Raw genomic sequence first — 13,959 nt, forward strand, 5'->3', positions numbered from 1 at the left:
GGAACGGATCAGAGGCCGAGCTTTCGCTCCGCGCTCAATCCCCTGTAGATGCAGTAACACATCACCACCATGATGATCGCAAAGGGGAAGCCCGTTGCGATCGCCGCTGCCTGCAGTGATCCCAGGCCACCGCCGAGCAACAGGGTGATGGCAACCAGCCCCTCGAAGACGCACCAGAACACCCGCTGGGCCACCGGCGCATCAATCTTGCCACCTGCCGTGATCGTGTCGATGACCAGCGAACCGGAATCGGACGAGGTCACGAAGAAGACGATCACCAGCACGATGCCGATGAAGGACACGACATTGGTCAGCGGCAGTACCTCCGCCATCTTGAACAGCGAAAGTTCCGGCTGCCAGTTGGTCACCGTGTCCACGACGCCGCCGTAGCCATTCTCCACATGTTGCCAGATCGCCGTGCCACCGAAGACATTCATCCACAGCACGCAGGCAATGGTCGGCACGATCAGGACGCAGATGATGAATTCACGCACCGTCCGCCCCTTGGAAACGCGGGCGATGAACATGCCGACGAACGGCGACCAGGAAATCCACCAGGCCCAGTAGAACGTGGTCCAGCCATGCATGAACCCTGTGTCGTCGCGCCCGACCCAGTTGCTCAGTTCTGGCAGCGCCACCGCATAGTCGACGAGGCCGTTGAAGAAGCCGGAGATGATGAACAGCGTCGGCCCGACAACGATGACGAAGAGCATCAGGATCAGCGCCAGCACCATGTTCAGTTCCGACAGCCGCTTCACGCCACCATCCAGTCCCGCCAGGACCGAAAGCAGGGCCACTGCGGTGATACCGGCGATCAGGATGATCTTGGTCAGATCCGTCGCGGGAATGCCGAACAGGTAATCCAGACCGGCGCTTGCCTGCTCCGCCCCGAAGCCGAGCGAGGTCGCAAGACCGAACAGGGTGGCAAAGACCGCCAGCGTATCGATGACATGGCCCGGCCAGCCCCAGACACGCTCCCCCAGGATCGGATAGAAGGCGGAGCGGATGGTCAGGGGGAGTCCCCGGCTGTAGGTGAAGAAGGCCAGTGCCAGCGCGATCACGGCATAGATCGCCCAGGGGTGCAGACCCCAGTGGAATATCGTCGCCGCCATGCCCATGGACATGGCTGCCTCCGTATCCGCCGGATCGACCCCCAGCGGCGGACTGAGGAAGTGGTTCACGGGCTCCAGCACGCCGAAGAACATCAGGCCGATGCCCATGCCCGCAGCAAAAAGCATGGCGAACCAGCCGGTGTAGGAATACTCCGGCCTGGCATCCTTGCCCCCCAGTCGGATCCTGCCCAGCGGCGAGACCACAAGAAACAGGCAGAACAACACGAAGATATTCGCCGCACCCATGAAGACCCAGTCGAAGGTCGATGTCAGCCAGGGCCGCAGATCACCGAAGAACTCGGCCGATCCGGCCGGAAACATCAGCACCAGTATGACAAACCCGACAATCAGAACCGCAGACACGAAGAAGACCGGATTGTGAACATCCAGTCCCATGATCTGCACGTTGTGTTGTCCGGGTTCGAAGTCGGAATCAGGTACAATGTCAGACATTGAAGACCTCCCTCTCGATTATCCCATCGCCTCGCCCTCAAACGGGCCAGGCACTGAGCCTCCTGACCGTCCCGGGTGCGGAAATCTCGGGCCCCGCTTGCCGGAACATGCCCAACAGGCTGGCACCGAGCCTAGGCGGACTCTGTCCTGATTGCGACAGCCGCGGCCCGAAATGCCTGATTTTTCGGCAAATCAGCCGGCTGCCGCACGTTTCACGGCGTCGATGGCGTCAGGGTTGCTGAGGGCGGAGAGGTCGCCCGGCGGCTCATCCAGGACCAGCGCGCGGATCACCCGGCGCATGATCTTCAGCGACCGGGTCTTGGGCAGATCATCGACAAACAGGATCCGGGCCGGCTTGAACGCCTTGCCAAGACCGTCGGTGACGGCGACCGACAGGCGGCTCGCCAAAGCATCGTCCACGGTCACGCCCGCAGCGGGAATGGCGGCGACCAGAACGGCCTCCCCCTTCACCGGGTCGGGCAGGGCCACCGCAGCAGCCTCCGCGATCAGGCCGGTCGCCATGACCAGCCCCTCGATCTCCGCCGGTCCGGCCCGCTTGCCCGCAACCTGGATCGTATCGTCAGAACGGCCGTGCACGTACCACAGGCCATCCGCATCCCGGCTGGCCCAGTCCCCATGGCGCCACATGTCGGGATACATGGACCAGTAGGTCTCGATGAAGCGGTCCGGGTCGCGCCAGATGCCGCGACTGAGGCCTATGGACACGTCGCGCAGGACCAGCTCACCCACCTCCCCCGGTCCGACGCTGTTGCCGGACGCATCCACGATATCCGCCGCCATGCCCGGCAGGGGTCCGGCGAAGGAGCAGGGGCGCTGTGGCGTCAGCACGTTTCCGGCGATGAAACCGCCACTGATCTCGGTACCGCCGCAGACATTGATGATGGGACAGCGCCCGCCACCGGCATGCTCGGAGAACCAGACCCAGGCTTCCTCCGTCCATGGCTCACCGGTGGATGCCAGGATGCGGATGGCTGAAAGGTCATGCGCGGCGACATGTTCGGGGCCATGGCGCATCAGGCTCCGTATCGCGGTCGGCGCGATCCCGAAGAAGGTCGCCTTGTGCGCGGCGGCCAGCCGCCAGATACGGCCCGCGTCGGGCCAGTCCGGCACGCCTTCGGCAATGATGAAGGTCGCACCGCGGGCAAAGGTTCCCGCCATCGAATAGGGACCGGTCACCCAGCCGAAATCCGCGAACCAGAACAGCCTGTCCTCGGTCTTCAGATCAAAGGACACACCGAAATCCAGCGCCCCCTTCACCGTGAACCCGCAGTGGGTCAGTACCGTCCCCTTCGGACGGCCGGTGGTGCCGGAGGTATAGGCGATCATCAGGGGCTGGTCGGCATCGACCATCTGCATCGGCGTGCTGTCAGCCGACGTGACATCCAGGTCATGCCACCAGACATCCCGGCCGCTGTTCATGACGACATCCCCGTCGCCGGTGCGCAGCACGATGGTATGGCGCAGCGTCGGCACATCCCTGGCGGCGCTGTCGATTACCGGTTTCATCGGGATGGTGCTGCCGCGCCGAATGGCCTGGTCGGCGGTGATCACGGCCACCGCCTCCGCATCGTTCAGCCGCTTCACGATCGCTTCGGCGCCGAATCCCGAGAACAGGGGAGAGATGATGGCACCGATCCGCGCCACGGCCAGGAACGCGACCGGCGTCTCGGGCAGCACGGGCATGTAGATCCCGACCGCATCCCCCGGGCCGATCCCCAGGGCGTTCAGTCCGGCAGCCAGTTCGCGCACCTGCCGATCCATCTCCGCATAGGTCAGGGTGCGCTGGCTGTCGTCTTCCCCGTGCCAGATGATTGCCGGCTTTTCCCAGACGTCCGTGCCACGGTGACGGTCCAGGACATTGTCGCAGAAGTTCATCGTTCCACCGACGCACCACCGTGCGTTGGGCAATCCGTCCGAGACATCGCGGACCTGCGTGTAGGGCTGGTCGAATCGGATATCCAGTGCGCGAATCGCGCTGTCCCAGAACCAGTCCGGTTCCGCCGCGGCACGCTCCAGCAAGTCACTCTCGCTGCGACAGCCAAGCCTTTCGACGAAGCGGGTCAGTTCCGCATTGTCGATGTACTCCTGCGTGGGCTCCCACGTGAAACCGTTCTGCATGCGCCGATCCTCCCCTGCACCACCTTGCGGAGTATGGCCGGATGCCCGTCACACAGGCAATTCCCGATCATTGAATAACGATCCATCCCGATAGGAGTTTGACAAAACAGCATTGTTCAGCCGGAATAGTTGGGTCGTAAAAAAAACAAGTCTGGGAGGGTTCAATAATGAAATCCGGAATCATGAAATCTGCTGGTGTGATGGCACTGGCTGCGGTGGCGGCGCTGTCGTTCTCCGCTGGGGACGCGGAGGCCAAGAAGGTCCGCTGGAAGATGCACTCGGCATTCGGCAAGAATCTGGCCGTTATCGGCCCGGTCGGTTATCGCATCGCCGACTGGGTCAACAAGGCCAGCGACGGCGACTTCGATATCAAGGTGTTCGAGCCGGGCGCGCTTGCCGGTGGTTATGCCTACTACGATCCGGTCAGCCAGGGCGCGTTCGAGGCGGGCTACGGCACGCCGGGCGCGAACCAGGGCAAGAATTCCGCATTCGCATTCCTTTCGACCTGGCCGTTCGGTCCGGGTGCGCTGGAGTTCAATGCATGGCTGCAGTATGGCGGCGGCGTCGAGATCGGTGAGGAGCTCTACGGTCGCGACGGCATCAAGTACAATTACTGCGGCATGATCCCGCCGGAGACGTCGGGCTGGTTCCGGACCGAGATCAAGAGCCTGGAAGAGCTCAAGGGTCTGAAGATGCGCTTCTTCGGCATGGGCGCGAAGGTCATGCAGAAGTTCGGTGTGTCGACGCAGCAGCTTGCCGCAGGCGACATCTATCCGGCGCTTGAACTGGGCACGATCGATGCCACCGAGTTCTCGATGCCTGCCATCGACCGGACCCTTGGCTTCTACCAGATCGCCAAGTTCAACTACTATCCGGGCTGGCATCAGCAGTCGACCACGAACGAAGTCCTGATCAACCAGGGCAAGTGGGATGAACTGGACGACCAGAAGAAGGCAATCTTCGACCTGGCCTGCAAGGCAAACATCGCGGTCGAAATGGCCGAGGGTGAGGCCCTGCAGCCTGCGGCCATGCTGGCCAACGAAGCTGATGGCGTGAAGAACGTCACCTGGCCCGACGCGGTGCTGGACCAGCTTCGTGAAGCCTGGACCACCGTCCTTGCCGAAGAGCAGGCGGCCAACCCGGACGTGAAGCGTCTCTATGCCAGCTACAGCGAGTTCCACGAGAGCTACAAGGCCTGGGGCGAGCGCGGCTACCTGAAGTAAGATGTTTCGTGCCCTGCGACCCGGTCTCGTGATCGGGTCGCAGCGACACGTGACTTGTCGCGACCGGCGCGCGCCCCGCGCCGGTCGTTTCTTCTGCCAATGAAACCGGCGACTTGTCCCTGCTGCGCAACCCTTGCGCCTCGGGGGGAAGATATGACCGGAATAGAACAGGGACGGGGCGCTTAACATGCTCAATTTTGCAGACGCCGTTGACAGGCTTGCGCGGTCCACCGGACGCGCCGTCAGCTGGCTGATCGTGCCGCTTATCTTCATCATCATGTTCGATGTGATCACGCGAAAGATCGACATCATCCGTCACTGGTCCGCGGACATCACGATCCAGACCGGCTATTCGGTCTCCTTCATCCTTCAGGACATGCAGTGGCACATCCACGGCATCCTGCTGATGTTTGCCTTTGGCGTCGGCTACCTGACAAACGCCCATGTGCGCGTTGACATCTTTCGCGAGATGGCGAGCCACCGATCCCAGGCAAAGATCGAACTCTTCGGGCTGCTGTTCATGGCTGTGCCGTTCCTCTGCCTCATGATCTGGAAATCGGTCGACATGGTGACCCTGTCCTACCATCAGGGTGAGGGGTCCGAATCCCTTGTCGGTATCCCCTGGCGCTATGTCATCAAGAGCTGCATGCCGATCGGCTTTGTCCTGGTGCTCGCCGCAGCCGTTGCGACGCTGATCCGAACCATCGTCTTTCTCTATGGTTCGGAGGAGAACAGCACGCGCGCCGAGGAGGAGATCCAGTACTTCACGGACAAGACCGTATTGCCGAAGGTTTCACTGGAGGATGACATCCTCGCCAAGCCGGCCGGGGAGCGCTGATCCATGGAATTCATCGAATGGTTCCTTGACGACCACCTGTACGACTATCTCGGCGCCTACATGTTCCTGGCACTGGCCCTGACCCTGTTCACGGGCCTGCCTGTCGCCTTCGCCCTCGGCGGCATTTCCCTGCTGTTCGGTCTGGTCGGCATCTATCTGGAGATCATCGACTTCGCGGTCTTCTTCCAGGTCATCAACCGGGTCTGGGGCGGCGATGGCGCGTCCGGGGCGATCCAGAACCCCATACTTGTCGCCATTCCCTGCTTCGTCTTCATGGGGACGATGCTGGAACGGTCGCAGGTGGCGGCCGATCTGCTGCACATCCTGCAGGTGATGCTGAAACGCGTCCCCGGCGGTCTGGCGCTCTCGATCACCGCAATGGGCACGATCATGGCCGCAACCACAGGCATCATCGGTGCCTCGGTCGTGATGATGACGCTGCTGGCATTGCCGACGATGATCAACCGCGGCTACGAGCATGCGCTGGCGACAGGCACGATCGCCGCCAGCGCCACACTCGGCATCCTGATCCCGCCGTCGATCATGCTGGTGCTGATGGCCAATCTGCTGGCGGTATCCGTGGGCAACCTGTTCATCGGTGCCGTCTTGCCGGGTCTCCTGCTGTCAGGCCTCTATTTCGCCTACATCATGACGCGGGCCACCCTGAACCCGAAATGCGCACCGCCGCTGCCTGACGAACTCATCCAGGTGGATCCGACGAAGCGGGCCAATGTCATCCGTTTCTTCGCCTACGTCGGCGCGATACTGGTTGCCATGTACCTGCTGGAACAGCTCGGACTGGACCAGATCAACTGGAGCCTGCTGGCATTCCTGGCGATCTTCGTGGTCGCCATGTGGGTAGGCCGAAAGGAAGGCAACACCATTTTCGGTGGCATCCTGAAGGGCTTCGTGCCGCCGATCTTCCTGATCATGATGGTGCTGGGTTCGATCTTTGCCGGCTGGGCGACGCCCACGGAGGCCGCCGGCATCGGTGCCTTCGGCAGCATGGTTCTGGCCTGGTTCAACCGCACGCTGAGCTGGAGTGTGATGCGCGAGGTCTGTCACCGGACCGGCCTGACGACCGCGATGATCTTCTTCATCTTCGTTGGTGCCACGGCCTTCTCGACCGTGTTCCGCAACGTCTATGGCGAGGACCTGATCATCGAGTTCATCGAGTGGCTGGAGCTCGGTCCCTGGCCGCTGCTGTTCCTGCTGATGTTCACCGTGTTCATCATGGGCTTCTTCTTCGATTTCCTTGAGATCACACTGATCATCCTTCCGGTGTTCTCCCCCGTAATCCGGGCGTTCGCACCGGAGTTCGCCGGACATCTGGGACTGGAGGGGCTGCCCTTCCAGCAGGTGCAGGATCAGGTGATCTACTGGTTTGCCATACTTGTGGCGGTGAACCTGCAGACATCGTTCCTGACACCTCCATTCGGATTTGCGCTCTTCTACATGAAGGGCGTGGCGCCGAAGGAAGTGAAGATGCAGGACATCTACAAGGGCATCATCCCCTTCGTGATGCTGCAGCTCGTCGGCCTCGGCTTCGTCGTGCTGTTCCCGCAGATCACGCTCTGGCTGCCAAATCTGATGTTGCAATGACGCTGCTTCAGTACTGAAACGGCCCCGGCCCGCGCTTCATCGGAAGCGCGGGCCGGTTTCGTCTGGTGTGACTGCCGTGGAGCCGGGACGCCAGCTGAAACGGGGTCCTGGCGTGTTGCCCTACTTCTCCGGTGGCGGATGGTCGCCGCGCACCGCGTCACCCCATTCGTCGAGCAGCCGCTTGCGTTGCGAAACCGCCCTGGAGCGCAGGCGGGCGCTGGCAATATCGACCCAGGCCCGGGCAATGAAGGGCGCGGCGAACAGCAGGGCGAAACCGATGGCGCATGCGGCCAGGTTGATCAGCATGTACTCAGGATCGACCATCAGGCGGAATGCACCGTCGAAGGTCCCGTCACCGCTCCAGTGCGCCACGATCCCGGGCAATGCACCGGAAAGGTTCATGCCGAAGACCGTCGCCATGGCCCCTGGCACACGCAGCATGCGGGTCATGGCGAGCAGCAGGGTCGGCAGCATGTAGATCATCATCAGGGCAAAGGTTGCCGGCGCGACGGGCAGCAGCAGAAGGGAGCCGAACATCAGCAGCAGCGTGGTCCTGCCGCCACTCTCCCGTTTGGCCTTCTTCGCCTTCGGATTGGCATCTGCTGTCGCGGCACTCACAGGATCGCCTCCATCGAGAAGTAGAAGACTGTCAGGAAGCAGACCGAAAGGCTGAACATCTGCGCGTAGCGATAGCCGCGATGCATCGCCAGTGCGCGCTGTCCGGGACCGAATTCAGAAAGCTGGGCGATGACATGCTCCAGATGATTGTACTGGGCCACCGCCTGCTCGAACTCGGCCTTGTCCTGGTCCAGGGTCCGGAGAAGGTCCAGTTCCGCCAGCAGGGCCGACAGGTCGCCGCGCTTGACCAGGCTCTCGATCTTCTTCTCGACCACCATGCGCCGCACCCTGCTCTGCAGCGTCTTTGTCACCGGCCCGAGAGCGCTGGCGAAAGCCCGCGTGATTCCCGGCACCGGGACCCGGTGATGCATCTCCTGCAGTTCAGCCATGAACCGGGCCGCCCGGATCAGCCCGTCGATACCCTTGTCACCGTTGGGTATCGTCCGCAGGCTGCGTTCCAGCCGCCGGTCATGCGCTGCCAGGAAAGCGGCCGAGTGCTGGGCCAGCGCAAAGTCCGCATCGGCATCGTCCGAGAGCTTGCGATCCAGGGCCGACATCAGTTCGCCCGGCGTGCGCGGCATCTCCGACATGACTTCCGGGCCGAGACAGGGCTGGCGCTGCAGCAATTCGTAGAGCACCCGCTCAACCCCGAAGCCGACACGACCTGATTCCTTGGCGACGGCACGGATCCGCGTCAGGATATTGGCCGGCAGCCCGGCACGCACCGCCCGTCCGCCAACCCGAAGCCATTCATCCAGCAGCGAAGAGTTCACCAGACGCGCAAAGTCATCGCGCCAGTCCGCATCGTTGCTCGTGAAGGCATGCCAGAGACCGCCAGCCAGACCGGAGCTGGTGCAGTTGACCGAGCGATACCGGATCGGTCCCCCCGGATCGAGCGCCAGAATGGATCGGCAGACCAGATCCGCCTTCTCCTCCTTCGTGACCGACTTCGTCTGGGAAACCAGTTCCAGGCCACGCCGAACGATGTCAGCCCCCGCCTCATCCACCAGAATATTGCGCAGCCATTTCTCGACACGCCCGTTCAGGATCAGGGCAACGGCATCCTCCGGGTTCTTCTGGATCGCCTGGGCGAGAAGCTGCGGCGAGAAGAACTCGGCATCGCGGAAGATGAAGGGACGCGTGGCGCGTCGACCGCCGCCCGACGGGCGCGGCATGTCGAAGATGCCGTTCATCCAGCGGTTCAGGTCATCATGGGTCCAGCGCCGGTCATCCTCGTCGCGCAGGCTGCCCGCGAACATCACCTGGATGGCGGTGGCGAACTTGCGCCGCTTCAGCAGCACATCGTACGACCCGCGCAGGACACGTTGGGCATAGAGCTCGTCCGGCTTCATCCCCCTGGCGGGCTGTTCGCCCGTCAGCATCTGGAAAACGGAGACGGCGAAGGCAAAGACGTCGTCACAAGACAGGCCGTCACCGCGTCCCGTCTGCTGGGCCAGCTGGATGCCGATGGGTTCGAACACGGGTGGCTGATACATCCCCGGCAGGCCAACCAGGCACTGGTCCAGCAGGATGTCCCCGCCACGGGTCAGCAGGATGGTCTCGGGCCGGATGCTGCGATGGACCAGGCCGCGTTGCTGCAGTTCCTGCATCGCGGGTATCAGCCCGGGAATGATCGTGCCCATCAGGTCCGCTTCGCGCACTTTCGGCATGCCCTGCATGACGGGAATTGCGGACCGGTGATTGAACACGATGGCCCCGACATGCTTGCCATTGCCCTGGCGCAGGATGCCGGACGCCTGTGGTCCGCGCATGCGTTTCAGGGGCTTCTCCTGCAACACCGCGACCATGTCGTGGCGCACGAAGGTGTCCGGCGGAGTCAGCAGGGCAAACAGGTCCGCATCCGGATCCTGCTTGTCCTTCACCATGCAGGCCTGGGCGTCGGGCCGGGACAGCTGGGACAGGGGCTGGTCCGTCCGGATGAGGTAACGTCCCTCCAGAATCAGCCCATGCCCGTCGTCAGTGATCGGTCCCTCGCTGATCTTTGCCATCATGCCCTGCGAACGCGGTTGTCGGATCAATGGAGAACGGGGTCTCCCGGTTGCGTCGCAGTCTCTTCGATCAAGCTGAATGAAGGGTTAAGGCTGGCTTCCGGAACTGTTGACCGGCAGTCATTTGATGGTCAGCATGACGGCAATCAAGAAACTTGCAAATCTGGGAGACAATCATGGCGACAAGGCATCTCTACACCCTTCCGGTGGAGCAGACCCAGTGGCATTTCGACGGTGCCACGGAGATCAATTTCACCTGGGAATATGATGACGAGCGGGAAACGCTGCTGCAGCTCTACGACAAGGGCAAGAAGCAGCAGTGGGATGCGGCGGAGCGCATTGACTGGTCGGAGGAAGTGGACTGGGACAACCCCATGTCGCTGCCCGACGAAAGCATTGCCATCTTCGGGTCCGACGCCTGGAACAAGATGAACGACAAGAACAAGGCGGAAGTGCGCCGTCACCTGCAGTCGGGCACCATCAGCCAGTTCCTGCACGGTGAGCAGGGTGCCCTGATCGCCACGGCGAAGATCGTCGCCACGGTGCCGGATGCGGATTCCAAGTTCTACGCTGCGACGCAGGTGATGGACGAGGCGCGGCATGTGGAGGCCTTTTCCCGCCTGCTGCACGAGAAGGTGCAGCTTGCCTATCCGATCACGCCCGGCCTGAAGACCCTGCTGGAACAGGGCCTGACCGACCGTCGCTGGGACATGACCTATCTGACCATGCAGATCCTGATCGAGGGGCTGGCGCTGGCCGCGTTCCAGCGGCTGCGCGATCAGGCCGGCAACACGCTGGCCCAGGCCGTCAACGCCTATGTCATGCAGGACGAGGCCCGGCACGTGGCCTTCGGGCGGCTGGCACTGCGCGACTACTATCCGCAACTGAGCGACGCCGAGCGCAAGGAGCGCGAGGAATTCGTGGTCGAAGCCTGCTACCACATGCGTGACCGTTTCCTGCAGACCGAGGTCTGGGAGAATATCGGCTTCTCACAGGCCGAGATCGCCAAGGTCGTCGACAAGAGCGAGGTCATGGGCCAGTTCCGCCAGCGCCTGTTCACCCGCATCGTGCCGACCGTGAAGGACATCGGCCTCTGGGGCGAGGGTGTCCGCAAGGCCTACAACGACATGGGCGTGATCCAGTATTCGGAGATCGATGCCGAAGCCCTGCTGGAACATGACAACAAGGTTGCCGAGGACTTCGACGCGAAGAAGTTCGTCGAGCGCGAGGTCGGGGTGGCGGCGGCCGAATAGACCGCCCGCACCGCATCGCGAAACCTTTTCCGGGGGCGTCCGCAGACTTGTGCTGTGGGCGCCTTTCCGTTGTTATCGACTGAACCTGCCTGCCGGAGTCCTGCCATGACCTACACCAGCCTTGTCCTTTCCGTGACCGATCACGTCGCCTTGGTCGAACTCGACCGGCCGGAAAAGATGAACGCCATGAACCGGGCCTTCTGGCAGGAGATGGTGGATGTGTTCGCGGAGATCGGGGAGCGGACGGATGTGCGCTGCGTGGTGATCTCGGGCCGTGGCCGGCATTTCACCTCCGGCCTCGACCTGCAGGATTTCGCCACGCTGTTCCAGTCGAACAGCAAGGCCGAACCGGCGCGGGAGCGGCATCGCCTGCGCCGCACGGTGCTGGAGATGCAGGAGACATTCAACGTCATCGAACGCTGCCAGGTCCCGGTGCTGGCCGCGATCCACGGAGCCTGCATCGGTGGCGGCGTTGACCTGATCACCGCCTGTGACTGCCGCTACGCCAGCGCCGATGCCTTCATCGCGATTCAGGAAATCAATATCGGCATGGCCGCCGATGTCGGCACGCTGCAGCGCCTGCCGCATCTGATCCCGCAGGGGGTGGCGCGGGAACTGGCCTTCACCGGCCGGCGCATGCCCGCATCGGAGGCGATGCGCCATGGCCTGCTGAACGAGGTCTTTGACGATCAGGCAGCCATGATGGCGCATGTCATGGATGTCGCGAAACAGATCGCCGCCCGCTCCCCGCTCGCCATGGCAGGCGTGAAGGAGATGCTGAACTATGCCCGCGATCACTCGGTATCGGATGCGCTGAACTATGTCGCCACCTGGAACGCGGCGATGCTGATCGGCGACGATGTCCCGACCGCCATCCAGGCCCAGATGGCAAAGCAGGAAGCCGGCTTCGCCGACCTTGAGGCCCCTGCCAATATCGTGCAGCGCAAGGGCCATCGGTCCGGCACGCTGTGAGCCCGGCACCGGACATGTCCCCGATCCTGTCCATTGCCGGGGTCAGCCACCACTACGGCGCGAAGCAGGCATTGAACGACGTCAGCTTCGAGGTCCGGAAGGGGTCTTTTGCCCTGCTGCTTGGTCCCAACGGGGCGGGGAAGTCGACCCTCTATACCCTGCTTACGCAGTTGCTGCCCCTGCAGGCCGGGCGCATCGCCATCGCCGGACACGACATTTCGACCGCCCCCCGCGCCGCGCTGGCCGGGCTTGGCATCGTGTTCCAGGCCCAGACGCTGGATCTCGACCTGTCCGTCGAACAGAACCTGCGCTACTTCGCCCGCCTGCGGGGCATGAGCGGCAAGGACGCCAGCCGCCGCATCGACGCGCAGCTGGAACGCCTGTCCCTGAGTGACCGGCGAAGAGACCGGGTGCGGGCGCTGAATGGCGGTCACCGGCGGCGGCTGGAGATCGCGCGCGCCCTGCTGCACCAGCCGCAGGTGCTGCTGCTGGACGAGCCCACCGTCGGTCTGGACATTCCGACCCGCCAGCGCATTGTCGATGATGTGCATGACCTTGCCAGCGACGGACAGGCGACCGTTCTCTGGGCCACGCATCTGATCGACGAGGCCCGGGCCGGCGACCGCATCGTGCTGCTGCATCAGGGGGCGGTGCGGACGCAGGGGGAGGCGCGTGCCCTGCTGGACGAACATGACTGCGACGACCTGGCCACGCTGTTCAACCAGCTGACCGAACGCAAGCCACAGGCCCCGCTGAAGGGCCTGACCCGGCAGGATGCGGGAGGGGCGGCATGACCAATCACTGGCTGCGCTGCATGCATGGAATCCTGATCCGGGAGACCCTGCGCTTCTTCCAGCAGCGGGAGCGGTTTCTGGCGGCACTGGTGCGCCCGCTGGTCTGGCTGATCGTCTTCGCCGCCGGATTCCGTACCGCGCTGGGCCTGTCGATCATCGATCCCTACACGACATACATCCCCTACGAGGTCTACATCGTGCCCGGGCTGGCGGCGATGGTGATCCTGTTCAACGGCATGCAGAGTTCGCTGTCGCTGGTCTATGACCGGGAAATGGGGTCGATGCGGATGCTGCTGACGACGCCGCTGCCGCGCTGGTACCTGATCTTCTGCCGCCTGCTGGCCGGATCCTTCGTCTCCATCCTGCAGGTCTACGCCTTCCTGCTGATCGCGCTGGCCTTTGGCGTCGATCTGCCCGTCAGCGGCCTGATCGCGGTGCTGCCGTCGCTGCTGCTGGGCGGGCTGATGCTGGGCAGCCTCGGTCTGGTGCTGGCTGCCGCCATCAAGCAACTGGAGAACTTCGCCGGGATCATGAACTTCGTCATCTTCCCGATGTTCTTCCTGTCTTCCGCGCTCTATCCGCTGTGGAAGATGCAGGAAACCAGCGAGACGCTCTACTGGATCTGCCAGATCAATCCCTTCACCCATGTGGTGGAATTCATCCGCTTCTCGCTCTATTGGCAGGCGGCGCCCGCACACCTGGGCTGGTCCCTGCTGGCCTTCGTGCTGTTCGCCGGTGCGGCGCTGTGGATCTATTCCCCCGCACGTGGTCTGCGGGGCGGGGGCGGCGGTCCGCCGGGGCGTTGATGCCAGCCCGGTCAAACGGCTGAACCAGCCAGTCCTGCGTCAGATCCTTCCCTGCATATCGGCTCTTGCGCCGGCAGACCCTGGCCGATTCCCTGACGCGCCGACGGAACAGCGAATGTGACAGGACAAACCGCTGGCCC

The 13,959-nt window shown here is 63.1% G+C and carries 11 protein-coding genes; 7 read left to right on the plus strand and 4 right to left on the minus strand.

Annotation, left to right across the window (positions count from 1 at the left end; all coding sequences use genetic code 11):
- Positions 1–8 precede the first annotated feature (8 nt).
- Both QGV55_RS12895 and QGV55_RS12900 read right to left on the minus strand, forming a co-directional pair.
- Positions 9–1,565, minus strand: coding sequence for a BCCT family transporter (locus tag QGV55_RS12895; protein WP_281016384.1), 1,557 nt, complete (start codon positions 1,563–1,565; stop codon positions 9–11).
- Positions 1,566–1,757: 192 nt separating this feature from the next.
- A complete protein-coding gene (locus QGV55_RS12900; protein ID WP_281016383.1) occupies positions 1,758–3,704 on the minus strand; it encodes an AMP-binding protein in 1,947 nt (648 codons plus the stop codon).
- Positions 3,705–3,886: 182 nt separating this feature from the next.
- On the opposite strand from QGV55_RS12900, the gene QGV55_RS12905 reads away from it, so the two are divergent.
- The 3 genes from QGV55_RS12905 (at position 3,887) to QGV55_RS12915 (ending at position 7,367) form a co-directional block, all read left to right on the plus strand.
- Positions 3,887–4,927: a TRAP transporter substrate-binding protein gene (locus tag QGV55_RS12905; RefSeq protein ID WP_281016382.1), complete on the plus strand. Its 1,041-nt coding sequence runs from the start codon at positions 3,887–3,889 to the stop codon at positions 4,925–4,927.
- A gap of 187 nt (positions 4,928–5,114) precedes the next feature.
- Positions 5,115–5,765 carry a TRAP transporter small permease subunit gene (locus QGV55_RS12910; RefSeq protein ID WP_281016381.1) on the plus strand — a complete coding sequence of 217 codons (651 nt, stop codon included), beginning with the start codon at positions 5,115–5,117 and terminating at the stop codon, positions 5,763–5,765.
- A 3-nt stretch (positions 5,766–5,768) separates the two neighbouring features.
- Positions 5,769–7,367, plus strand: coding sequence for a TRAP transporter large permease subunit (locus QGV55_RS12915; protein ID WP_281016380.1), 1,599 nt, complete (start codon positions 5,769–5,771; stop codon positions 7,365–7,367).
- Between the two features lie 120 nt (positions 7,368–7,487).
- Here the strand turns inward: QGV55_RS12915 and QGV55_RS12920 are convergent, their stop codons facing one another.
- Positions 7,488–7,985, minus strand: a complete 498-nt coding sequence (locus tag QGV55_RS12920; RefSeq protein ID WP_281016378.1) for a hypothetical protein — start codon at positions 7,983–7,985, stop codon at positions 7,488–7,490.
- Complete coding sequence (locus QGV55_RS12925) at positions 7,982–9,994, minus strand: hypothetical protein (protein ID WP_281016377.1); 2,013 nt, start codon at positions 9,992–9,994, stop codon at positions 7,982–7,984. Before QGV55_RS12925 ends, QGV55_RS12920 begins: the two co-directional genes overlap by 4 nt.
- Before the next feature lie 176 nt (positions 9,995–10,170).
- Between QGV55_RS12925 and QGV55_RS12930 the strand changes: the two genes are divergently transcribed.
- From QGV55_RS12930 to QGV55_RS12945, 4 genes are all read left to right on the plus strand, one after another.
- Positions 10,171–11,247 carry a ferritin-like domain-containing protein gene (locus QGV55_RS12930; protein WP_281016376.1) on the plus strand — a complete coding sequence of 359 codons (1,077 nt, stop codon included), beginning with the start codon at positions 10,171–10,173 and terminating at the stop codon, positions 11,245–11,247.
- Positions 11,248–11,352: 105 nt separating this feature from the next.
- Positions 11,353–12,219 (plus strand): crotonase/enoyl-CoA hydratase family protein, encoded by an 867-nt coding sequence (locus tag QGV55_RS12935; RefSeq protein ID WP_281016375.1) that lies wholly within the window; start codon positions 11,353–11,355, stop codon positions 12,217–12,219.
- Between the two features lie 14 nt (positions 12,220–12,233).
- A complete protein-coding gene (locus QGV55_RS12940) occupies positions 12,234–13,013 on the plus strand; it encodes an ATP-binding cassette domain-containing protein (RefSeq protein WP_281016374.1) in 780 nt (259 codons plus the stop codon).
- A complete protein-coding gene (locus QGV55_RS12945; RefSeq protein ID WP_281016373.1) occupies positions 13,010–13,819 on the plus strand; it encodes an ABC transporter permease in 810 nt (269 codons plus the stop codon). The genes QGV55_RS12940 and QGV55_RS12945 overlap by 4 nt, the downstream gene beginning before the upstream one ends.
- Positions 13,820–13,959: the final 140 nt, after the last annotated feature.

This window comes from Minwuia sp. IMCC3009 (assembly GCF_029909415.1).
In the GTDB taxonomy this organism is placed as follows: domain Bacteria; phylum Pseudomonadota; class Alphaproteobacteria; order Minwuiales; family Minwuiaceae; genus Minwuia.

What these genes read in the sequence shown, in the direction of transcription:
- QGV55_RS12895 (WP_281016384.1), bottom strand. Translation starts at nt 1,565, where the DNA reads ATGTCTGACATTGTACCTGATTCCGACTTCGAACCCGGACAACACAAC.
- QGV55_RS12900 (WP_281016383.1), bottom strand. Translation starts at nt 3,704, where the DNA reads ATGCAGAACGGTTTCACGTGGGAGCCCACGCAGGAGTACATCGACAAT.
- QGV55_RS12905 (WP_281016382.1), top strand. Translation starts at nt 3,887, where the DNA reads ATGAAATCTGCTGGTGTGATGGCACTGGCTGCGGTGGCGGCGCTGTCG.
- QGV55_RS12910 (WP_281016381.1), top strand. Translation starts at nt 5,115, where the DNA reads ATGCTCAATTTTGCAGACGCCGTTGACAGGCTTGCGCGGTCCACCGGA.
- QGV55_RS12915 (WP_281016380.1), top strand. Translation starts at nt 5,769, where the DNA reads ATGGAATTCATCGAATGGTTCCTTGACGACCACCTGTACGACTATCTC.
- QGV55_RS12925 (WP_281016377.1), bottom strand. Translation starts at nt 9,994, where the DNA reads ATGGCAAAGATCAGCGAGGGACCGATCACTGACGACGGGCATGGGCTG.
- QGV55_RS12930 (WP_281016376.1), top strand. Translation starts at nt 10,171, where the DNA reads ATGGCGACAAGGCATCTCTACACCCTTCCGGTGGAGCAGACCCAGTGG.
- QGV55_RS12935 (WP_281016375.1), top strand. Translation starts at nt 11,353, where the DNA reads ATGACCTACACCAGCCTTGTCCTTTCCGTGACCGATCACGTCGCCTTG.
- QGV55_RS12940 (WP_281016374.1), top strand. Translation starts at nt 12,234, where the DNA reads ATGTCCCCGATCCTGTCCATTGCCGGGGTCAGCCACCACTACGGCGCG.
- QGV55_RS12945 (WP_281016373.1), top strand. Translation starts at nt 13,010, where the DNA reads ATGACCAATCACTGGCTGCGCTGCATGCATGGAATCCTGATCCGGGAG.